This window comes from Kingella potus (assembly GCF_900451175.1).
Lineage (GTDB): Bacteria > Pseudomonadota > Gammaproteobacteria > Burkholderiales > Neisseriaceae > Neisseria > Neisseria potus.
In genome coordinates this window covers 137,780-158,460 of record NZ_UGJJ01000001.1, presented here as the reverse complement: position 1 = coordinate 158,460, position 20,681 = coordinate 137,780, and the positions used below count along the sequence as shown (strand labels likewise).

Below are 20,681 nucleotides of genomic sequence, written 5' to 3'. Positions count from 1 at the left end.
TTCAAAACGGCTGCCCAATATGCCGCCGTTTCCGCCGCATCTTACTGTCCGGCGATATGGCAGGGAATGCCCGCATCCGCCAGCATGGCGGCCACCGGCGCGGCGGGCGGGCAGGCGGCAAACACGCAGTCGAACTCGGTAACGGAGCCCATGCGCACCAGCGCGGTGCGGTCGGGTGTGCCGCAGCCGATGGCAAGACAGCGCGTGCGGGCGTTGGCCATCATTGCCCGCATCACGCACACTTCCTTGTAATCGTAATCGAGCAGCGAGCCGTCGTCTTCCGCCACTGCCGCGCCGAGTATGGCGTAGTCGGCTTTGAACTGGTTGATGAAATCCACCGTGGCCACGCCTGTGATGCCGCCGTCGGCGGGGCGCACCACGCCCGAAGTGATGATCACCGTGTAGTCGCTGCGGCCGGACAGCAGCGCGGCAACGTGGATGTTGTTGGTGATGATGCGCAGGCTGCTGCGGCTTTGCGCCAGCGCGGCGGCGGCAGCCTCCATGGTTGCGCCGATACCGACAAACAGGCTCGCGCCGTCGGGAATTTGCGCCGCAATCCGTTCGGCCAGAGGGGATGTTCCGTTTGGGCGGAGGGATTTCTGCAACGGCAGGCCGCCGTTTTGCGCCGCTTCGCCCAGTGCCGCCCCGCCGTGGTAGCGGCGCAGCAGTCCGGCATGGCAGAGGCTGCCGATGTCGCGGCGCACGGTTTGCGGCGTAACGCCCAATTCGCGGGCAAGTGCCTCTACGGGCATAAACCCGTGTTCGCGTATCAGGCGGACGATGGTTTCGCGGCGGTGCGGTTTGTGTGTCATGGCGTTTTGTTCTTTTGATAATGATGGGGCGGGTGTTTTTAAAATAGGTTTTCAGACGGCCTCTCTGCCTGAAAACCCGTTTGCAGCTTTGAGGCCGTCTGAAAGCGCAGCTTCAACGAAGTTAAAACACGCTTTCGGTTTTTACATATTCATTTATTCTTCCGGCACAAACAGGGCGGCAAAGTCTTCGAGGGAAGCGGCCGTCGTGCGCCAGACAAGTTCCGCGTCGTCCCACCAAACCACGGCGGGGCAGTCGGGCGCGTGCGAAAAATCCATGCAGAAAGGGTTGCCCGCACCGTCGGTGGCGAAACACACCCATGTTTTCAGACGGCCTGCCTTTTCGGCGGCAGCCAAGTCTTCTTCTTCGAAAGCGTCGAGAAAACGCGCCAGATATTCCGCACCCCGCGCGGCTGTTTCGTCTGCGGGCAAAACATCGGCCGGTTCGGTTTCCGGCGGCTGTCCGAACGCGTCGCGCTCTGTTTTCAGACGGCCGCCGCGTTTGAATTTTTCCGCAAAGGCGGCACAGCTTTCCGGAATGTGCATAGTAAAGGCCTCATAGGCCGCATTGGCAGTCGGCTTGCGGGATGGCTGTTTGGGTAAAAAATGCCCGAATGCAGGGAGAAAGAGCGCGGCAAGGCCGATTGCCGGCAAGTTTTCGGGCCGTCTGAAAAAACGCGGATGATAGCAGCCGCGCCCCGCCGTGTGTCGGCGGCAGGCGGATTTTTCAGACGGCCTTATCCGTGTTCCGCTATCATACGCGCTTTGTTTTCCCGTTCCGCAAACCATGCTCCACACCGACAAACTCACCGCCGCCGCTCCCGAACGCATCATCACCGCGCAAACCCTCTCATCGCAGGAAGAGCAGCTCGAACGCGCCTTACGCCCCAAATTCCTCGCCGACTACATCGGCCAACACAAAGCCAAAGAGCAGCTCGGCATTTTCATCGCCGCCGCCAAAAAACGCGGCGAAGCCCTTGACCATACGCTGCTTTTCGGTCCGCCCGGCTTGGGCAAAACGACGCTTGCCCACATCATTTCCAAAGAACTGGGCGTAAACCTGCGCCAAACCAGCGGCCCCGTGTTGGAACGCGCAGGCGACCTTGCCGCGCTTTTGACCAATCTCGAGCCGCACGACGTATTGTTCATCGACGAAATCCACCGCCTCAGCCCCGTGGTTGAGGAAATCCTTTATCCCGCACTCGAAGACTACCAGCTCGACATTATGATTGGCGAAGGCCCTGCCGCCCGCTCCGTCAAAATCGACCTGCCGCCCTTTACCCTCATTGGTGCCACCACCCGCGCCGGTATGCTGACCAACCCCCTGCGCGACCGCTTCGGCATCGTCGCCCGCCTCGAGTTTTACAACCACAGCGACCTGGCCACCATCGTTGCCCGTTCCGCCGGCCTGTTGCAGCTCGATATGGACGAAGGCGGCGCACTCGAAATCGCCCGCCGCAGCCGCGGCACGCCCCGCATCGCCAACCGCCTGCTGCGCCGCGTGCGCGACTATGCCGAAGTCAAAGGCAGCGGCCGCATTGCCGCCGAGATTGCCGACGCGGCACTTTCCCTGCTCGACGTGGACGCGGCAGGGCTGGACGTGATGGACAGAAAATTCCTCGAAGCCGTGCTGCACAAATTCGGCGGCGGCCCCGTGGGCCTGGACAACATTGCCGCCGCCATCGGCGAGAGTCCCGACACCATCGAAGACGTTATCGAACCCTATCTGATCCAGCAGGGTTTTTTGCAGCGCACCCCGCGCGGCCGTACGGCAACAGCAATCTGCCGCCTGCACTTTGGCCTGCCGGCGGAATAGGCCGTCTGAAAAACCCTGCGCGTCAGCTTTTCCCCTCCTGTTATTGCGCTCGGGAACCTGTATAAAAATTCTCCGTTTTCATCTGGAAACGGCATCAATCTCAATCTGCCCAAATGCAAGGTTATGTTTAATTTAGTTAAGAAATTTATTATAATACAATCGTTTTTCAAGTAGCTCGGGGTATACGAGGTGAATGGTATTTCAGACAATTCGGATGATTATATTGCACAGGTATGGCAGGCGCGGTTGATTGCGACCGGCGTTATGGTGCGTGCGTCGGTATGGCTGAATTTGCCGCAATTCGGTTCGGCTGATTTTAACGGGAAGCTGCCTGAGCATTACTCCGACCGACCGAAATTGGATGAAGTTTGGTTGCGGCATCAGCAGCAGGTTTCCATACAGCAGCCGATTGCGATGGATAAAGTCGGTTCGGATTTATTGTTGAGTTGTTTAGTTGCGGTAACAGATGATGCACCGATGATATTGGGCTGCCTGATTTCGCCTCCCTTTCATGAGCAGACGGCGGCTATGGTGCAACTGAGTTTGGGTTGGATACATTATCGTCTGGATGCGTTGAAGCAATCGGATAACGGTCGATCGGCACGTCTGCTGGAGTTGTTAGGCTACGTTTTGTCGCAATCCGAGTTACGGGAAGCAGCACAGGAATGGGTAAACCGTACGGCTGCCTGGGCTAGGGAAGTGGAAAGCGTGGCGGATTTTTCACTGCTGCTGTTCCGTATTGAAGCGGATGTTCCGGTTTTACAGGTGATGTCGGGTGTAGTGTATCCGGAAAAAGGATTGCCTCAGCTGAATCAAATAAGCGAACTGGCGGCGCGTTGTGCGATTAGTGCTGCCGAACTGTCTGAAAACAGTGCGTGGGCTTTGCCTTTGCTGCATGATGGGCAGGTGCGTTCTGTTTTGGTGGCACATCATCATGCTTTATGCCTGCCTGAAGAGTCTTTGCAGATTATGCGGGCAAGTGCAGCAGTGGTTGAGCCTGTATTGTCGATGTGGCGGCAGGGAGAGCGTCCGCTCTGGGCACATTTTCAGGCAACTTTTGCCGACATGTGGTCAAAGTTGGTTGGTTCCGGCCATTTGCTTTGGAAGGCTGGGGTAACGGCTGTTACTGTGTGTTTGGCGGTTGTGCTTTTAGTACCTGTGGATGATGTGGTTACCGCCAATCTCTATGTGGAAGGCGGCAGCAGATGGGTATTGGTTGCACCGCAAAACGGCTATTTGGCGGAAATTTTGGTGCGACCGGGCGATAAGGTGGCTGCCGGTCAAGTATTGGCGCGTTTGGAAGATAAAGATTTAAAGCTGGAAGAGGCTGAGTTACTGAGTGAAATTGCTCAGGCAGAAAGCCGGTTCCGCGAAGCAATGGCGGCAGGCGATGCGGCGGAAAGCGGAATCGCTGCCAATCAAAAGCAACAGGCGCGGGTAAAATTGGATTTGGTAAGAACTAAATTAGATCGTGTACTTATCCGTGCACCAATGGCGGGAAGTGTAGTCAGTGGTGATTGGGTACAGCAGATCGGTGCACCTGTTGAAGAGGGAAAAGAGCTATTCCAAGTTGCCGATACTGCAGAATCCAAAGCGGTTTTGCATATTCCGGACAAGGATATGGATGAAATCTTTATCGGACAGACAGGCAGCCTGAAGCTGGCAAGTCTACCTGAACAACAGATCAGGTTGAAAATCATACGCCTGACTGCAGTGGCAGTGGTTGAAGACGGTCAAAACGGTTTTCAAGTGGAAGCCGAATTATTGGATGCACCAACACATTTGAACCCTGGTATGCAGGGAGTGGGCAAGGTATCGGTGGGAAAAACCAATTTATTGGGCTTGTGGACAAAAAATTTCCGCAACTGGCTGCGTTTGAAACTGTGGTCTTGGTGGTAAGGCGATGCAGGTACTGTTTTCCGAACACTGGCACTTGGTGCGGTATCTACAACCTCAATTGCGTAACAGCGTTGCCGCTTTGCCGCGCACCTTACGTGGAAAACTGTGGGTATTGCTACATGATGAGTTTACCCACAAGTTTATTCGAGTTACTCCAGATGCTTGGAGAATAATAGAGTTGATGGATGGCCGGCGAACTTTAGATGAAATTTGGGAAACGGCGTGTGCCCGAGCGGATGGGGAGGGATATCAGGCTGTGGTCGGTCAGCATGAATTGGTACAGATACTTGGCCAGCTTTACAGTAATGATATGCTTGCCACGCAAGTACCCGCTGATGCTTCGGAAATGCTGGCACGTTTTCGCAAACAGCGGTTTAACCGTATTAAGCAGTCTTACTTCAATCCGTTAAGCATCAAAATCCCGTTGTTTTATCCAGACCGATGGTTTGATCTGCAATGCGGCTTAGCAGATTTGTTGTTTTCCCGCAGAGCATTTGTGCTTTGGCTGATATGTGTATTGCCTGCTGTTGTCTTAGTTTGTCAGCATTGGGTAGCCTTAACTGAGAATTTTTCCGATAGGGTATTGGCTGCGCATAATTTATTTATTTTGTGGTTCACTTATCCAGTAGTTAAAAGTATACACGAATGGGCACATGGAATGGCCGTTAAAGCATGGCGTGGCAGTGTGCGCGAAATCGGTTTGATGCTGATTTTGTTTATGCCTGTGCCGTATGTTGATGCCGGTTCATCTTATCGCTTCGTTTCCAAATGGCAGCGTGCTGCAGTAGCAGCAGCAGGAATTATGGCGGAACTCCTGCTGGGTGCGCTGGCGATGTATGTATGGCTGTGGGCTGAAGCGGGTGTAGTGCGTGCGTTGGCGTTCAATGTTATCCTGATTTCGGGTGTATCCACATTGTTTGTAAACGGCAATCCTTTGATGCGTTACGACGGCTACTACATCCTGACCGACCTTTTGGAAATCCCTAATTTGATGCAACGTTCCAAAAATTATTGGGTGTATCTGTCTGACCGTTTTTTGTTTGGTTCGAAAGAAGCGAAGCCACCGCCCAATACCGAACGTGAACGTTTTTGGCTGTTTACTTATGGTGCTACCGCACCTGTCTACCGTTTTGCGATTATGCTGTCACTGATTTGGTTTGTGGCACAGCAGTATTTTTTCTTTGGTGTGTTGATGGCTTTGGTATCGGCATGGCTGACGTTACTGATGCCGTTGTATAAGGCGGTTAAGCATCTGTTTTCAGGTAACAGTTTGGCACGTTGTCGTTTGCAGGCATTGCGGCGGTTTTATGCACTTGTTGCAATGCTGGTGCTGATGGTTTTTGGCGTGCCGCTGCCATTTTATTCGGTACGGGAAGGTGTAGTGTGGTTACCCGAACAAACAGTAGTGCGTGCTCCTGCTGACGGACATCTTTCGTCATATGTTGCGAAACCAAATCAAGCCGTGCAGGCAGGTGATGCGGTATTGGTATTGAGCAATCCGAGGATTCAGCAGGAAAAGCAATTAGCCGTAGAACGCATGAATGCGCTTGCTTTGCAGATCAGACAAAATCAACCGCAGAACTTGGCACGGTTGCGGGTGTTGATCCAGCAGCAAAATGCTGAAGCAGCAAAACTGGATCGTTTGCAACAGGAAACTGATCAATTGACTGTTCGTGCACAAAGTGCAGGCTATTGGCATACTGCCGATATGAAACAGCTTGAAGGACGATTTGCCAAAAAAGGCAGTATTCTCGGCTATGTGGTGGCGAAAGCATCCAACACGGTGCGGGTGGCTGTTCATCAAGATGATATGAAACTAATAGAAGAGCGGTTGCATGCCGTTCAAATTCGTTCGGCTACCCATATAGAGCGTAATTATTCAGCTATATTATCACGTATTACCCCTAGGGGTGATTTTGAATTGGCTTCTCCTGCTTTGAGCATAGAGGGTGGGGGAAAAATTGCCACTCATCCGGGTGAGAGTGGCGGGCAGCAGGCTTTGGAGCGGTTTTTTGATGTGGATTTGAATATTTCGCGAAATCAGGCAAATGATGAAGCATGGGTATTCGGACAACGTGTGTATGTGCGCTTCGATTTTGGCAATACACCTTTGGCATGGCAGTGGTTTGTACGTTTGAAGCAATTATTTCTAAAAGAATTATATGTCTGATCCTAGTTTAATTCGTTGTTATGCGGGTAGCTGGCTTCGCTTGGCTGACAATATCCGCCATGAACGGGCAGAACAGCTTCCCAGTAAGATGGAGTTAATGCTGCATGGCTTTAGCGGTTGGTTTGCCTCCAAAAAAATCAGTTGTCGTGAGATAGACCGTCTGAATGAATATATTTTGGAAGAAACCGAAAAATTCCGCCATTACATACCTGAAAAATGGACGATTTTGCTGCAACAAGCCATTGGCAATTTGAAGAGGCAACCGCATCATTTCCCCGTCTTGGCACGTGTATTGGCTTGTGTGGGTTTGGCAGCCGAGCATACTTTGGGTTATTTTCCTCATCCTGTGCAGTTTTTCGGCGTATATGCTTTGCTCTCGGGAAGCCTTGCACAGATGGAGACAGGTGAAGGTAAAACCTTAGTTGCGGCACTGGCGGCAACCATTGCCGCTGTTTCTGGTGCTTATGTTCATGTATTGAGTACCAATGATTATCTTGCCGAACGTGATGAGGCCGAAATGAAGCCGTTATTTGCTTTTTTCGGTTTGTCGAGTGCTGCTGTCGGTAGCGAAACAGAACACGAGCAACGATGTGAAGCGTACCGCAAAAACATTTGCTATGTGCCAGCAAAAGAAATCGTATTTGATTATCTGAAAGACAAGTTATTTGCAAATGGTGCCGGCTATGCCCGTTTACACTATATTCGTCAGTTTCAGCAGAGTACACCGGAGCAGAAAGCAGAGGAAACGATAATTCCCGCATTGCATTTTTGCATTGTAGATGAGGCTGACAGTATTCTGATTGATGAAGCCCGTACCCCGCTAATCATTTCGCGTGAAACCGAAAGCTTGATTGAACCGGCATTATTGCAATGGGCGATATATATTGCGAGGGGTTTGCAGGAAGGTATTCATTTTTCCATCAATTATGCGCAGCACGATATTATGCTGCATCCTGATGCATTACGAGAGAGTCAACCACCGCCCGCAGAGGTGCGTTCAGTTTGGCAGAATGCTGCATGGCAGCGACTGATTGTTAAACAAGCTTTAAGTGCTCTGCATCTGTACCGTATAAATGAACACTATATTATCCAAGACGGGATAATCCAAATTATCGACGAATCCACCGGTCGGAGAATGCCTGATCGTTCGTGGGAGCAGGGGCTACATCAGTTGATTGAAACCAAAGAAGGACTACCACTCAGTCAAGGGCGGGAAACATTGGCAAAAATGACGTTTCAGCGATTTTTCCGTCAATATTTGCTGTTGTCTGGCTTAACGGGTACTGCAACTGAAGTGGCACGAGAATTGTGGACAGTTTATCACTTGCGTGTACGCGTCATTCCGCCCAACAAAGAAAACCGACGCACTTATTTGCCTGCTCGCTGCATGAACAGTTTGGAGCAGAAATGGACAGCAGTTGCCCAAGATGCACTAAACAGGGCGGCACAAGGCCAGCCGGTATTGATTGGTACGCGCAGCGTGGAAGCATCCGAGTGTATTGCCGTACAGCTTGGTATTCATATCCAGAACAGAGTTGGGATAGACTTTGTGGTATTGAATGCCCGTCAAGATCAGCAGGAAGCAGAAATTGTTGCTCGTGCTGGTTACCCCGGCCGTATTACTGTTGCAACCAATATGGCAGGACGGGGTACCGACATTAAGTTGAGTAAGGACAGCAAACAGGCAGGCGGTCTGCATGTGATTTTGACCGAATACCACGAATCAGCTCGTATTGACCGTCAGCTTGTCGGTCGCTGTGCTCGTCAGGGAGAAGCCGGAACGGTACAGGCAATTGTGTCGTTCGAAGATGAATTACTGCGTCGCCATCAAGCCTTATTGTGCGCTGTCGGTAAGCATATCCGCATTCCCCGCTTGACTGCCTTGTGGCTGGGTCTGACGGTCAAACTGGCACAATACACCGCACAGCGGCATCATTACCGCATTCGTATGCAAACACTAAAACAAGACCGAGAGTTAAGTAAACAGATCGGTTTTGCGGGTAAGGTACGTTAATTATAATGTGGTCTAGAATGGTTTGCAGATTACATTATCATGATTTTTTGAGATAGAACTTTTTAAAATTTTTTTTTACAATAGGTTATTATTTTAGGAAATCTGCAAATCAGTTTGATTGCATCCTATTGCATTTGGCACGTTCATACTTCACAGATCAAGTATGCTTCAGCGATTTTCTGCATGACCGTACAGGAAAGATTACATAATTGTGTTTGCCGCTTGGGTTGTGCTTGTTGAGAATGGTGTTGTTTATGTTGAAAACTTTCGGATTATTTGTTTTGACCGCTCTTATGGAAATTGTCGGTTGCTGGTTGCCTTATCTTTGGCTGCGACAAGATAAAACAGCGTGGTTGCTGCTCCCTTCGGCCATAAGCTTGGCATTGTTTGTTTGGTTGTTGACGCTGCACCCTACGGCCAGTGGTCGTATTTATGCTGCCTATGGCGGGATTTATATCGGCATGGCATTGCTATGGTTGTGGTGGGTGGACGGAGTCGCGCCCAAGCCTAATGATTGGCTGGGTATGGCATTATGTTTATGCGGTGCGGCAACCATTATGTCGGGAAAGTCTTAATAGCCTGTTCGCATTTTCAGTTTAACGTACGGTAATACCCTAATTTCTTATTTTAACGATTGTATCGAACCTATGTCTCAGCCTAATCCATTTAAAAACAGAACACTCATTATCTGCATTATTTTTACTCTTGCCGGATTAGGTATTTGGCTGTCATGGTCAAAAAGTCAAACCATACCTGTTCCAAAGGTTAGCCGTGAGTACCCTGTTACAATTAACGATACGGCTCCCAATTCTAATATTGCCGCATCTGAAGCTGCCAGCATACCGGATGATACCAAGTCGGTATTCAGTTGCATGATAGAACCAGAGCAGACGGTAGAAATCCGCAGTTCGGTAACGGGGGTGGTTGATAAAATTACAGTAGGACGTGGCGATAACGTTACAAAAGGACAAGTACTGGTGGTGTTGGATGCAGCCGTCGCTAAATCTACTGTTGCAGGTGCACACCAGCGCGCTCAAGCGCAGGCACAAATAGACGGTGCTCGCAAGAAATTGGCGTTGGCAAATGTAAAAGCCGACCGTATGGAGCAGATGTACCGCCAAGAATTTGTTTCAGCACAAGCACGTGACGATGCATTAAACGAGCGCAATATTGCAGCGGCCGAATTAAAACAAGCTCAGGAGAATCATCAAATCGCCAAAGCGGACTACCGGACATCACTGGCGGAATTGTCGGAACGCACCATTACCAGCCCGTTTGATGGTATTGTAACTGCGCGTTATGCCGATGTAGGTACTGTGGTGAGTGCTGTCGACAATAAAAATCCCATTTTGCGCCTGGCACAGATTGAACGATTAAAATTAACGGCTGTTTTACCGTTTAAGTATTTTCGAGACATCCAAACGGGCGACACGGTCAGGGTCATTCCCGAGGCACCGTTTAATCAGCCTGTCAGTGTTGCCATTGCCAAAAAAGACCAAGTAGTAGATGCAGCTTCCGGTACATTCGGCATTATTGCCTATATTGACAACACAGATAACAAGCTGCCTGGAGGAATTCTGTGCCAAGTAAATATCAATTGATACACGAACTCTCAAAATATAAATGACAAAAATATTTTTTATCTCGGCACGATTGCTGAATCTGTTGCTCCTATCAGGAAAGTCTGCGCTCTCAGCCTCTCCTAAGCTTGGCGGGTCTCCTTTCGAAATTGTCCCCGTCAATACCAGCCGCGCTGCCGAGGAGCTCGCCCTCTCGAGCCGTAATCAGTATTTGAATGCGGGCGAACGAGCCAAAGCCCTGTACCTCAAGACTGCACCACATCAGTGACCTCTATGGAGTCTTCTGCGCTATCCTCTACCGTTTGCGTATAGTCTGCCAGTAGCGGGCAATACCTGGCGATTTCTCCATGTAGAGCACTGTATTTTCCAAATCTGAAGCGAACCGCGCTAAGGAGGTAGCCTGCATGAGCAGGCATTAGAACAATCAGTTCGGCGAAGTACGGGAAAAGGTAGGGAGCAAAACCAAAGACTACCTTGCTGTACAAGACGTGGGTGAAAAAGTATCGGGAATCGAAGAGCTGATGGTTATAAAAAAACTGCGGGCGCAAGCTCAACACCAGTTTGCAATTCATATGCTTGGTTTGCTTGCGTGTCTGCTAAATATAATTTAAACAGATAATTAGGCGATATATACTAACCTTAGCGGCAGAGGCCGTCTGAAAAACTGTTTTGCGGTTTCAGACGGCCTGTTGTCATTCTGCGGCTTTCAGGGCGGTCAGTCGGCCAGATATTTCCAACACTTTGCCCTTGCGGCCGCGTTTGCTTTCGATGTCGCGGATGCGCAGCTTTTCACGGTGCAGCGCACCGCGCCTTCCCTGCGATTCGACGGCAAATTCGGGTGTGGAGATGACGGCGGTGTGTTCGAGCTTGTGGCCGTCCGCCAGCGGCGTAAGCTGCAAGCCGCGTCCTTTGGGCATGATTTTGAGTTCTCCGAGCGGGAAAGCCAGAAGGCGGTGGCTGCTGTCGGCCAACACGATTTTGCAGTCGGGATCGGCAATCGCGGATGCGGCCACGGCCACGGGCGGCAATACGGTTTCGCCGCTTTCGAGCGTCATCATCAGTTTGCCGTTTTTGTTGCGGCTGGCCATGTCGGCGAGTTTGGCGATGAAGCCGTAGCCGCCGCTGCCGGCCAGCAGGTAATGCTGTTCGGGCAGGCCGGTAAGCATGGCGGCGGGCCCGGCTCCGTTTTGCAGGCCGATAAGCGAGGACAGCGGCACGCCTTCGCCGCGTCCGCCGGGGATTTCGGCCGCATCGAGGGTGTAGGTGCGGCCGAGGGAGTCGAGTACGACCAGCGGCCATACGGTGCGGCCTTCGACAATTTGTTTGAGGCCGTCGCCTTCTTTGAAGGCGGTTTGGCTGATGTCGAGGTTGTGGCCGGCGCGGCTGCGTATCCAGCCTTTTTGCGACAGAATCAGGGTAACGGGTTCGTCGGCGGTGGTTTGGGTGAGTGTGGCGCGTTCGGCTGCCTGAATCAGGGTGCGGCGTTCATCGCCGTATTGTTTGATGTCGGCCTGCATTTCTTTGACAATCAGGCGGCGTTTTTCGTTTTCGTCGCCCAGCAGTGTGTTCAGACGGCCTTCTTCTTCGCGCAGTTCGTTTAATTCTTTTTCGAGTTTGAAGCCTTCGAGGCGGGCAAGCTGGCGCAGGCGGATTTCGAGAATGTCTTCGGCTTGGATTTCGCTGAGGCCGAATGCGGCCATCAAGTCGGTTTTCGGCTCGTCCGACTCGCGGATGACTTTAATCACTTCGTCGATGTGAAGAAAGGCGATCATGCGTCCGTCGAGAATGTGGATGCGTTTTTGTACTTGCGAAAGGCGGAATTGCAGGCGGCGGGTTACGGTGAGGACGCGGAAGTCGAGCCATTCCTGCAAAATGGTTTTGAGGTTTTTTTGTGCGGGGCGGTTGTCGAGGCCGATCATGACGAAGTTCATCGCGACATTGCCTTCGAGGCCGGTTTGCGCCATCAGGGTGTTGATGAAGTTTTCGGGGTCGATGCGGCTGGACTTGGGTTCGAACACGAGGCGGACGGGCGATTCGCCGTCGGATTCGTCGCGTACTTTTTCCAGCAGCGACAGCATCAGGGCTTTGGTGTTCTGCTGCTCTTGGCTGAGGTTTTTTTTGCCGGATTTGGGTTTGGGGTTGGTTTGTTCTTCGATTTCGGCAAGGATTTTCTGGCTGCTGGTGTTGGGTGGGAGCTGGGTAACGATGATGCGCCATTGGCCGCGCGCCAGTTTTTCGATTTCGTAACGCGCCCGTACGCGCACGCTGCCTTTGCCGGTTTCGTAAATCTGCTGCAAATCGGCGGCGGAGGTGATGATTTGGCCGCCGCCGGCAAAATCGGGGGCGGGAACATACTGCATCAGCTCGGCGGTGGTGAGTGTGGGTTTTTTCAGCAGGGCAATGGCGGCTTGGCTCACTTCGCCCAGATTGTGCGGCGGGATTTCGGTAGCCATGCCCACGGCGATGCCCGACGCGCCGTTGAGCAGCACCATGGGCAGGCGTGCGGGCAGGCAGACGGGTTCTTCAAACGCGCCGTCGTAATTGGGTGTGAAATCCACCGTGCCCATGTGCAGTTCTGACAGCAGCAGTTCGGCCACGGGTGTGAGCCGCGCTTCGGTGTAGCGCATGGCGGCCGCGCCGTCGCCGTCGCGCGAACCGAAGTTGCCGATGCCGTCGATCAGCGGGTAGCGCAGGGTGAAGTCTTGCGCCATACGCACCATGGCATCGTATGCCGAAGCGTCGCCGTGCGGGTGGTATTTGCCCAGGATTTCGCCGACCACGCGGGCGGATTTCACCGGTTTGGCGTTTGGCAACAAGCCCATTTCGCGCATGGCATAGAGTATGCGCCGCTGCACGGGCTTCTGGCCGTCTGAAACGTCGGGCAGGGCGCGGCCTTTGACCACGCTCATGGCGTATTCGAGATAGGCGCGTTCGGCGTAGTGTCCGAGGTCGAGGGTGTCGCTGCCGGAAATGGGAGAGGGGGTGTCGTGAGTCATGCGCGGAAAACGGGATGGTTGGAAAAGGGCGGTATTGTAAAGGAAAACGGGGCAGACCGAAGTGCAAAGGCCGTCTGAAAACGGATTTTCAGACGGCCTCTTTACCACCTCCATCTGCGGGGGAGGGTCAGGGTGGGGGCTGTTGCCGCTTCGGTTGCGCTGGCGGGCGGGAAAGCGGTTCTGCAAACCGCCATTCCCTTCCCAACCCTCCCCGCGCAGGCTCAGGGTAGGGAGTTGGACTGGTGCCGGATAAACGTTTGCAGACACGGCCTGCATCTTCCCGAAAGCCGTAGGACGAGTGCCGAGTGCGCCGCCTTGAAACGGCGCATCCTGCCTGATGGAAGAGGCCGTCTGAAAACGGGTTTCCTGTTTTCAGACGGCCTCTTTGCTATGCGGCATTCAGCCCATTTGGAAGAGACGGCGTACGCGGTCGAGGTCTTCCTGTGTGTCCACGCCTGGGGCGGGGGCGGTGTCGGTGATGACGAGGGCGATGGGGAGGCCGTGTCCGAGAACGCGCAGTTGTTCGAGGGACTCGGTGTGTTCGAGCGGCGAGGGGGGTAGGGCGGCGTATTCCTGCAAAAATCCGACGCGGTAGGCGTAGAGGCCGATATGGCGCAGCGGCGGGGGCGAGGGGAGGGTGCGCAGGTTTTGGCGCATGGTGTCGCGCGGGTAGGGGATGGGTGCGCGGCTGAAATAAAGGGCGCGGTTTTGCGCGTCGGCAACGACTTTGACGGCGTTGGGGTTGGCAAATTCGTCAAAATCGCGAATCGGATGGGCGGCGGTGGCCATCGGGGCGGTGCCTGCGGCGAGGGCGGCGGCGGTCAGGTCGATGAGCTCGGGGCTGATGAGGGGCTCGTCGCCCTGTACGTTGACAACGGCGGCGGCGGGGTCGAGGCCGAGTATTTGCGCTGCTTCGGCCAGGCGGGTGGTGCCGCTTTCGTGTTGTGCGGAGGTGAGGACGGCTTCGATGCCGCAGGATTGGCAGGCCGCCTGGATTTCGTCGGAATCGGTGGCGACGACGATGCGGCCGGCGCGGCTTTTGGCTGCCTGTTCGGCCACGCGAACCACCATGGGTTTGCCGCCGATGTCGGCGAGGGCTTTGCGCGGCAGGCGGGTGGAGGAGAGGCGGGCGGGGATGATGACGGTGAAGCTCATGAGGCCAGCTCCTCTTCGCTCAATACCCGCGCTTCGCTTTCGAGCATATGGGGGATGCCGTCTTTGACGGGATAGGCGAGCTTGGCCTGGCGGCTCCAAAGCTCCTGTTTGTCGCGGCGGTATTCGAGTTTGCCTTTGCTGACGGGGCAGACGAGAATGTCGAGGTATTTTTGTTCCATTGCGTTTCCTTTATTTTACTTTGGCGGCTTTGCCGGTTTTTTTCCCGCTGCGGGCGAGGCGTGCGACTGCATCTATGTAGGCGCGGGTGTGCGGGGCGATGGCTTCCTGGGTTTCCAGGGAGACGGCAGGTAAGATTTTGGCGGAGAAGGCGCTTTGTTTTTTGATGACGGACTGGCCGACGGGGGTGGAGAAGAAGGCGGTCATGGCATCGACTTCTTCCTGCGTGTAGGTGTTTTTCATTTCCTGTATCACGAGTTGTTTTATACGGTCTCTGAATGCGGGTGAGGCGGCTTCGGCGGCGATGTCGTCCAGGAGTTTTTCGGTCAGCACGACAAACTGCTGTTTTTGGCTCTCGGGCAGGCGTTGGAGTATGGCCTGCATTCCGCCGTCTTGCGCCATGACCTGTTTGGCGATGTCGGGCATCGTGGCGGACATATCTTTCCACATTTTGTCGATGTGCTGCACCTGCATCAGTTTTTCCAGCGAGGCATCGGTGGGCGGCGCGGCAGAAGCAGCGGCAAAGGTGCAGGAGAGCAGGGCGGCGAACAGGGTTTTTTTCATGGTTTCAGCCTTTGGGTTTGGTGGACGGTTTTTTCAGACGGCCTGCAATCTCTGCCGCCAAATCGGGGCGGATTATCGCACGAACGGGCAGCACCCACACGTTTTCGGGAACGGGGGCGGCGGTGAGTTTGACCGCGTCTTTTTCGGTAAGGAACACCGCATCGGCTTCGGGCAAATCGGCGGCGGTGAGCGCGGCATGGTCGGGCAGGGCGACGGTGTGGCAGGGTTTGATGCCGATCGCGCGCAGGCTTTGGAAGAAACGTTCGGGACGGGCAATGCCGGCAAGGGCAGCGGTGTCCGCGTTTTTCAGACGGCCTGTGTCGAAGGTGTCGGCAGGGCGGGCGAGGCGGTAGATTGTTCCGCTTTGCAGCGAAGAAACGCAAACCTTTTCCGGCGGCAGGCCGAGCTGCGCGGCGGCGGAAGCCGCGTCTGTGTCCGCGCCGCCGCTGACGATGACGAAATCCACGTCCGCAAGGCGGGAGAGGGGTTCGCGCAGGCCGCCGTTGGGCAGGAGGTCGGGGTTGCGCCCCAAATCGGCGGCGGGGAAAACGGCGGCTTCGATGTCCCGTGCCAGTGCGTAGTGCTGCAAACCGTCGTCGGAGATGATTGCGTCAAGGTCGGGATGGGCGGCGAGCAGGGCGCGGGCGGCTTCGGCGCGGCGGCTGCCGACGGCGGTCGGCACGGCGGTTTGGCGGTAGAGCATCAAAGGCTCGTCGCCCGCTTCGGCGGCGGTGCTGTTTTCGTTTAAAACGTGTATGCCGCCGTCCTTGCGGCCGTAGCCCCGACTAATGATGCCGACTTTCAGCCCGTACCGCCGCAAGCCCTCGGCCAGCGCGGCAACAATCGGGGTTTTGCCCGTGCCGCCGGCATGGATGTTGCCGACGACGATTACAGGCACGGGCAGCTTTTCGCTTTTCAGACGGCCTGTACGGTAGAGGCGGCGGCGCAGGGACGAGGCCGTCTGAAACAGACGCGAGAGCGGCCACAGCAAAAGCGTAAGCGGCAGGGAGGGGCTGCGCCAATGGCGTTCGATCAGTTGGTGGAGCTTGGGCATATTCAGACGGCCTCGCGGTCGGACGGCGGGATTCGGGAAACAACGGCGGCGGTGCGGATACTTCAGACGGCCTTATTCATATGTATTGCGGTAATGCGCGGCCAGGGTGCGGGTGTATTCGTGCTGCGGTCGGGCAAACACCTGTTCGCAGTCTCCTTCTTCCACCACTTCGCCGTTTTTCAACACCATCACGCGGTGCGCCAGAGCGCGGATGACGGCCAGATCGTGGCTGATGATGATCAGGCTCAGGCCGTATTGCCGCTGCAAGCCCGAAAGCAAGGCCAGAATCTGCTGCTGCCACTGCACATCGAGCGCGCTGGTAGGCTCGTCGAGGACGAGGATTTTCGGCTGCACAATCACGGCGCGTGCAAGCGCGAGCCGCTGCCGCTGGCCGCCGGAAAATTCGTGCGGGTAGCGCGAAGGCGCGTCTGCGGGCAGGCCGACTTGGGCGATGGCCTCGGCGGCGCGGCGGCGGCGTTCGTGTTTGTCGAGCTGCGGCTCGTGCACGCGCAGCGGTTCGGACACAATATCAGCCGCCGTCATGCGCGGGTTGAAAGCGGAAAACGGGTCTTGAAACACCATTTGGATGTCGCGGCGCGATTGCGGCTGCCAGTCGCGGCCGTTGGTTTTCAGACGGCCTGTCGCTTCGATCAGCCGCATCAGTGCCTGTGCCAGCGTGGTTTTGCCGCTGCCGCTTTCGCCGATCACCCCCAGCGTTTCGCCCGCTTTCAATTCAAACGACAAAGGCCGCAGCAGCACTTTTTCCCTGCTCGAAAACCAGCCGCTTTTCTGCGGCACCGATACGCCGATGTCTTCGGCCTGCAATACCGCCGGGCTGTCGGGCGGCAGCGGCGCAACGCTGCGCTGCGGCGCGGCTTCGAGCAGCATTTTGGTGTATTCGTGCTGCGGCCGTCTGAAAACCTCCCGCGCCGCACCTTGCTCGACGATGCGCCCGTGCCGCATGACGATAATGTCGTCGGCAAAGCGGCGCACCAGATTCAAATCGTGGGTAATGTAGAGCAGGGTCATATTGTGCGCCTCCTGCATACGGGAAAGCAGGGCGAGTATCTGCGCCTGCACCGCCGCATCGAGCGCGGTGGTGGGCTCGTCGGCAATCAGCAGCTCCGGTTCCGCCGCCGCGGCCATCGCAATCATGGCGCGCTGCCGCTGGCCGCCGGAAAGGCGGAAAGGATAGTCGGCGGCTTTCTGTTCCGGCTCGCGGATGCCTGTTTCCGCCAACAGCGACACGGCTTTTGCCCACGCCTGCTTTTTGTCCAAACCCAAATGCAGCGTCAGCACTTCCGCAATCTGCGCACCCACGGCCATCACGGGATTGAGCGCGGTCATCGGCTCTTGGAACACCATACCAATTTTGCGCCCGCGCAGCTTTTGCAGGGCGCGTGGCGCGAGGCCGAGCAGGTTTTCGCCGTTGAAATCCAAACGGCCTTCAAGCGACACGGCAGGATTGAGCCGCATAATGCCCTGCGCCAATACGGTTTTGCCGCTGCCGCTCTCGCCGACAATCGCGGTTTTGCTGCCGCGCCTGACGCTGAAACCGATGTCGTACAGCACCTGCGTACGGCCGAAAAAGGCGTTGAGGTTTTGAATGTTGAGAATGTTGTCCATAACGTGCAGTACGGACGGCCTTTGCCGCTGTATAAAGGGAAAGGCCGTCTGAAAACGCTTCCGCTCAGATGCGGTGCATGGCGTTGAAGAGTTCTTCGTTCTGCATACGGATGTCCAGCGCGAGGCGTTTGCCTGCTTCGGCGAAAACGGCAAGCATTTCTTCGCGGCTCTGCGGGCATTTTCCCGTGTCGATGAGGATGATCATGGTGAAATAATCGTCCATCAGCTGCTGGCTGATATTGAGGATGTTGATGCGGTGTTCGGCCAATAGCTTGGACACATCGTAAACGATGCCGATGCGGTCTTTGCCGATAACGGTAAGGACGGAATGGGATGATGCTTGGGTTTGGGACATTTTGCTTTCTTTCTGTCTGTTGGTTTGTTTGGGCCAGGAGGCCGTCTGAAAAGCAGACGGATAATTGGAAACGGGTTTGCGCAAGGTTTTTTGCACACGGGCGGGTGGATTTGGCCGCCGGGAAACAGGACGCATACCATGCCTTGCTGCTGCCGGTGGAAAATCCGTCCGGCCGCCTGGTAAAGCGGCGGAATGTATCCCGTATACGGAAAAAAGGCAAATCGGCAAAAAGGCCGTCTGAAAACCGTAATCTGCGTTTTCAGACGGCCTTTCGTATCCTTAGCGGCAAACAGGCGTTGCGGCACGATAAACGCGAGCGTCGCCGGAGCGGCACACCCTACCTGATGACGGAGATTATGTCTCTGTCTGTGCAAGGGTAAGCGGCTGGCTTTCCGATTGCATCCTCCTGCCGGCATAGGGCGTAGAGTGTGCCGCACGGCGACGCATGCGTTCTTAACGTTCGATAAAAGGCCGTCTGAAAAGGGGTTCGCGGGGAATTGTAGACAATTTTTCATTTTCACATGGGTAAAAAAAGCGGAAATTTGCAAAAAAACAGTTGAAGATTGTAGACAATTGTTGTTAGACTGCGCCTGCAATTTTGCTTAAAACGTTTACAGCCGGTAAAAAAGAAAGATGCAATGCTGCGGATTTCTTTATTTTCCCGACCAGACAAAGGAAAAAACCATGAGCGACATCAACACCCTGTTCCAATCCATCAAGCAGCGCGACCCGAACCAGCCCGTGTTCCACCAGGCCGTTGAAGAAGTGTTCGCCAGCCTGAAACCGTTTCTCGACAAAAACCCGCAGTACACCCGCGACGGCCTGCTCGAACGCATCGTCGAGCCCGAGCGCGTGATTATGTTCCGCGTATCGTGGACGGACGATGCAGGCCGCGTTCAGGTCAACCGTGGCTACCGCGTGCAGATGAGCTCGGCCATCGGCCCCTACAAAGGCGGCCTGCGCTTCCATCCCACCGTGGATTTGGGCGTGCTCAAATTCCTCGCTTTCGAACAGGTATTCAAAAACGCGCTGACCACGCTGCCGATGGGCGGCGGCAAAGGCGGCTCCGATTTTGATCCCAAAGGCAAATCCGATGCCGAGGTGATGCGCTTCTGTCAGGCCTTTATGAGCGAACTCTACCGCCACATCGGCGCGGACACCGACGTACCTGCCGGCGACATCGGCGTGGGCGGCCGCGAGATCGGCTTCCTGTTCGGGCAGTACAAAAAGCTGCGCAACGAATTTACCTCCGTCCTCACCGGCAAAGGCCTTTCCTGGGGCGGCAGCCTGATCCGCCCGGAAGCCACAGGCTACGGCACGGTGTATTTCGCCCAATCCATGCTGCAAACCAAAGGCGACGGCATAGAAGGCAAACGGGTGGTGATTTCCGGCAGCGGCAATGTTGCACAATATGCCTGCGAAAAGGCCATCCAGCTCGGCGCGAAAGTGCTGACCGTGTCCGACTCCGACGGCTACGCGCTGTTCCCCGACAGCGGCATGACCGAAGCCCAGCTTGCCGCCTTGATTGAGTTGAAAGAAGTACGCCGCGGCCGCGTCAAAACCTATGCCGAAGAGCAGGGCTTGCGCTACTTCGCAGGCGAAAAACCGTGGGGCGTGCCCTGCGACATCGCGCTGCCCTGCGCCACCCAGAACGAATTGGACGGCAACAATGCGCAAACCCTGCTGAAAAACGGCGTGAAATGCGTGGCCGAAGGTGCAAATATGCCTTCCACACTCGCAGCGGTGGAAGCCTTTATCAACGCGAAAATCCTCTACGCGCCAGGCAAAGCCTCCAACGCCGGCGGCGTGGCCACTTCGGGTCTGGAAATGAGCCAAAACCATATCCGCCTTTCTTGGACGCGTGAGGAAGTGGACAAACGCCTGTTTGACATTATGGCCAATATCCACGAAAACTGCGTGGCCAACGGCACGGAAAACGGCTACACCAACTATGTAAACGGCGCGAACATCGCCGGTTTCAAAAAAGTGGCCGACGCGATGCTGGCGCAGGGCATTGTGTAAAAACACCCCGTACAAAAAGCAGCCTGAATATTTCAGGCTGTTTTTTTCTGCGGACGGACAAAACGGATGGTTTTGCAGAGATTTTCAGGCAGACTTTCAGCCGGACAAATGGCAATGTGCGCTTTCGGCAATGAGGCCGTCTGAAAAGTCTTACCTTGTTTTCCCGATAAGGATGGACGGAACTGCTTATTTGCCGCTGTCCGAACCGAATTTCTGCCCTTGCAAACCGAAAAGGCCGTCTGAAAATCGAAAATACGGTTTTCAGACGGCCTCTCGTTTTCTTATCAGCCAAACTAAGCGTTGCGGAACGATAAATGCGTGCGTTACTTAGGCAACACACCCTACCTTGATAACAGAGATTGTGTCTCCGTCTGTGTAAGGATAAGCAGATGGCTTACTGTTTTACGTCCTCTTAACCTAATATGATACCGTACCCGAACGTAG

17 protein-coding genes and 1 pseudogene are annotated in these 20,681 nt (G+C 54.8%); 8 read left to right on the top strand and 10 right to left on the bottom strand.

Going from position 1 to position 20,681, the window contains the following annotated elements; translation table 11 throughout:
- Positions 1 to 41: 41 nt before the first annotated feature.
- Both DYE40_RS00790 and DYE40_RS12465 read right to left on the bottom strand, forming a co-directional pair.
- Complete coding sequence (locus DYE40_RS00790) at positions 42 to 812, bottom strand: DeoR family transcriptional regulator (RefSeq protein WP_115307309.1); 771 nt, start codon at positions 810 to 812, stop codon at positions 42 to 44.
- A gap of 153 nt (positions 813 to 965) precedes the next feature.
- The gene (locus DYE40_RS12465) at positions 966 to 1,355 is read right to left on the bottom strand and encodes an SMI1/KNR4 family protein (RefSeq protein WP_172461180.1); all 390 of its coding nucleotides are present in this window, start codon (positions 1,353 to 1,355) and stop codon (positions 966 to 968) included.
- 241 nt (positions 1,356 to 1,596) lie between these two features.
- Here DYE40_RS12465 and ruvB point away from each other — a divergent pair, with 241 nt between their 5' ends.
- The 7 genes and pseudogenes from ruvB to DYE40_RS00750 form a co-directional block, all read left to right on the top strand.
- Positions 1,597 to 2,625 (top strand): Holliday junction branch migration DNA helicase RuvB, encoded by a 1,029-nt coding sequence (ruvB, locus tag DYE40_RS00780; RefSeq protein WP_115307307.1) that lies wholly within the window; start codon positions 1,597 to 1,599, stop codon positions 2,623 to 2,625.
- 189 nt (positions 2,626 to 2,814) lie between these two features.
- Positions 2,815 to 4,524: an efflux RND transporter periplasmic adaptor subunit gene (locus tag DYE40_RS00775; protein ID WP_115307306.1), complete on the top strand. Its 1,710-nt coding sequence runs from the start codon at positions 2,815 to 2,817 to the stop codon at positions 4,522 to 4,524.
- A 79-nt stretch (positions 4,525 to 4,603) separates the two neighbouring features.
- A complete protein-coding gene (locus tag DYE40_RS00770) occupies positions 4,604 to 6,694 on the top strand; it encodes a hypothetical protein (protein ID WP_147286538.1) in 2,091 nt (696 codons plus the stop codon).
- The gene (locus DYE40_RS00765) at positions 6,687 to 8,708 is read left to right on the top strand and encodes a preprotein translocase subunit SecA (RefSeq protein WP_115307304.1); all 2,022 of its coding nucleotides are present in this window, start codon (positions 6,687 to 6,689) and stop codon (positions 8,706 to 8,708) included. Before DYE40_RS00770 ends, DYE40_RS00765 begins: the two co-directional genes overlap by 8 nt.
- 254 nt (positions 8,709 to 8,962) lie before the next feature.
- Positions 8,963 to 9,283, top strand: a complete 321-nt coding sequence (locus tag DYE40_RS00760) for a YnfA family protein (protein ID WP_218564324.1) — start codon at positions 8,963 to 8,965, stop codon at positions 9,281 to 9,283.
- 72 nt (positions 9,284 to 9,355) lie between these two features.
- Positions 9,356 to 10,309, top strand: coding sequence for an efflux RND transporter periplasmic adaptor subunit (locus DYE40_RS00755; RefSeq protein WP_115307303.1), 954 nt, complete (start codon positions 9,356 to 9,358; stop codon positions 10,307 to 10,309).
- A 124-nt stretch (positions 10,310 to 10,433) separates the two neighbouring features.
- Positions 10,434 to 10,526 (top strand): annotated as a pseudogene (locus DYE40_RS00750) (pantoate--beta-alanine ligase); the annotation flags it as partial.
- 7 nt (positions 10,527 to 10,533) lie between these two features.
- On the opposite strand, the gene DYE40_RS00745 reads toward DYE40_RS00750, so the two are convergent.
- The 8 genes from DYE40_RS00745 to DYE40_RS00710 form a co-directional block, all read right to left on the bottom strand.
- Positions 10,534 to 10,860, bottom strand: a complete 327-nt coding sequence (locus tag DYE40_RS00745; RefSeq protein ID WP_115307302.1) for a hypothetical protein — start codon at positions 10,858 to 10,860, stop codon at positions 10,534 to 10,536.
- 120 nt (positions 10,861 to 10,980) lie between these two features.
- Positions 10,981 to 13,284, bottom strand: coding sequence for a DNA topoisomerase IV subunit A (parC, locus tag DYE40_RS00740; protein ID WP_115307301.1), 2,304 nt, complete (start codon positions 13,282 to 13,284; stop codon positions 10,981 to 10,983).
- 399 nt (positions 13,285 to 13,683) lie between these two features.
- On the bottom strand, positions 13,684 to 14,439 hold the full coding sequence (gene kdsB / locus DYE40_RS00735; RefSeq protein WP_115307300.1) for a 3-deoxy-manno-octulosonate cytidylyltransferase: 756 nt from the start codon (positions 14,437 to 14,439) through the stop codon (positions 13,684 to 13,686).
- Entirely contained in the window at positions 14,436 to 14,618 is a 183-nt protein-coding gene (locus tag DYE40_RS00730) for a Trm112 family protein (RefSeq protein WP_115307299.1), read from the bottom strand. The genes kdsB and DYE40_RS00730 overlap by 4 nt, the downstream gene beginning before the upstream one ends.
- Positions 14,619 to 14,628: 10 nt before the next feature.
- Complete coding sequence (locus tag DYE40_RS00725) at positions 14,629 to 15,180, bottom strand: DUF2059 domain-containing protein (RefSeq protein WP_115307298.1); 552 nt, start codon at positions 15,178 to 15,180, stop codon at positions 14,629 to 14,631.
- Between the two features lie 4 nt (positions 15,181 to 15,184).
- Positions 15,185 to 16,234 (bottom strand): tetraacyldisaccharide 4'-kinase, encoded by a 1,050-nt coding sequence (lpxK, locus tag DYE40_RS00720; protein ID WP_115307297.1) that lies wholly within the window; start codon positions 16,232 to 16,234, stop codon positions 15,185 to 15,187.
- A gap of 72 nt (positions 16,235 to 16,306) precedes the next feature.
- Positions 16,307 to 17,860: an ABC transporter ATP-binding protein gene (locus DYE40_RS00715; RefSeq protein ID WP_115307296.1), complete on the bottom strand. Its 1,554-nt coding sequence runs from the start codon at positions 17,858 to 17,860 to the stop codon at positions 16,307 to 16,309.
- Between the two features lie 64 nt (positions 17,861 to 17,924).
- Complete coding sequence (locus DYE40_RS00710) at positions 17,925 to 18,215, bottom strand: ACT domain-containing protein (protein ID WP_115308218.1); 291 nt, start codon at positions 18,213 to 18,215, stop codon at positions 17,925 to 17,927.
- Between the two features lie 684 nt (positions 18,216 to 18,899).
- Between DYE40_RS00710 and gdhA the strand changes: the two genes are divergently transcribed.
- The gene (gdhA, locus tag DYE40_RS00700; protein ID WP_115308217.1) at positions 18,900 to 20,237 is read left to right on the top strand and encodes an NADP-specific glutamate dehydrogenase; all 1,338 of its coding nucleotides are present in this window, start codon (positions 18,900 to 18,902) and stop codon (positions 20,235 to 20,237) included.
- Positions 20,238 to 20,681: the final 444 nt, after the last annotated feature.

What these genes read in the sequence shown, in the direction of transcription:
- gdhA (WP_115308217.1), top strand. Translation starts at nt 18,900, where the DNA reads ATGAGCGACATCAACACCCTGTTCCAATCCATCAAGCAGCGCGACCCG.
- DYE40_RS00790 (WP_115307309.1), bottom strand. Translation starts at nt 812, where the DNA reads ATGACACACAAACCGCACCGCCGCGAAACCATCGTCCGCCTGATACGC.
- DYE40_RS00745 (WP_115307302.1), bottom strand. Translation starts at nt 10,860, where the DNA reads ATGAATTGCAAACTGGTGTTGAGCTTGCGCCCGCAGTTTTTTTATAAC.
- DYE40_RS12465 (WP_172461180.1), bottom strand. Translation starts at nt 1,355, where the DNA reads ATGCACATTCCGGAAAGCTGTGCCGCCTTTGCGGAAAAATTCAAACGC.
- DYE40_RS00755 (WP_115307303.1), top strand. Translation starts at nt 9,356, where the DNA reads ATGTCTCAGCCTAATCCATTTAAAAACAGAACACTCATTATCTGCATT.
- DYE40_RS00710 (WP_115308218.1), bottom strand. Translation starts at nt 18,215, where the DNA reads ATGTCCCAAACCCAAGCATCATCCCATTCCGTCCTTACCGTTATCGGC.
- DYE40_RS00730 (WP_115307299.1), bottom strand. Translation starts at nt 14,618, where the DNA reads ATGGAACAAAAATACCTCGACATTCTCGTCTGCCCCGTCAGCAAAGGC.
- kdsB (WP_115307300.1), bottom strand. Translation starts at nt 14,439, where the DNA reads ATGAGCTTCACCGTCATCATCCCCGCCCGCCTCTCCTCCACCCGCCTG.
- parC (WP_115307301.1), bottom strand. Translation starts at nt 13,284, where the DNA reads ATGACTCACGACACCCCCTCTCCCATTTCCGGCAGCGACACCCTCGAC.
- DYE40_RS00765 (WP_115307304.1), top strand. Translation starts at nt 6,687, where the DNA reads ATGTCTGATCCTAGTTTAATTCGTTGTTATGCGGGTAGCTGGCTTCGC.
- ruvB (WP_115307307.1), top strand. Translation starts at nt 1,597, where the DNA reads ATGCTCCACACCGACAAACTCACCGCCGCCGCTCCCGAACGCATCATC.
- DYE40_RS00715 (WP_115307296.1), bottom strand. Translation starts at nt 17,860, where the DNA reads ATGGACAACATTCTCAACATTCAAAACCTCAACGCCTTTTTCGGCCGT.
- DYE40_RS00725 (WP_115307298.1), bottom strand. Translation starts at nt 15,180, where the DNA reads ATGAAAAAAACCCTGTTCGCCGCCCTGCTCTCCTGCACCTTTGCCGCT.
- DYE40_RS00760 (WP_218564324.1), top strand. Translation starts at nt 8,963, where the DNA reads ATGTTGAAAACTTTCGGATTATTTGTTTTGACCGCTCTTATGGAAATT.
- lpxK (WP_115307297.1), bottom strand. Translation starts at nt 16,234, where the DNA reads ATGCCCAAGCTCCACCAACTGATCGAACGCCATTGGCGCAGCCCCTCC.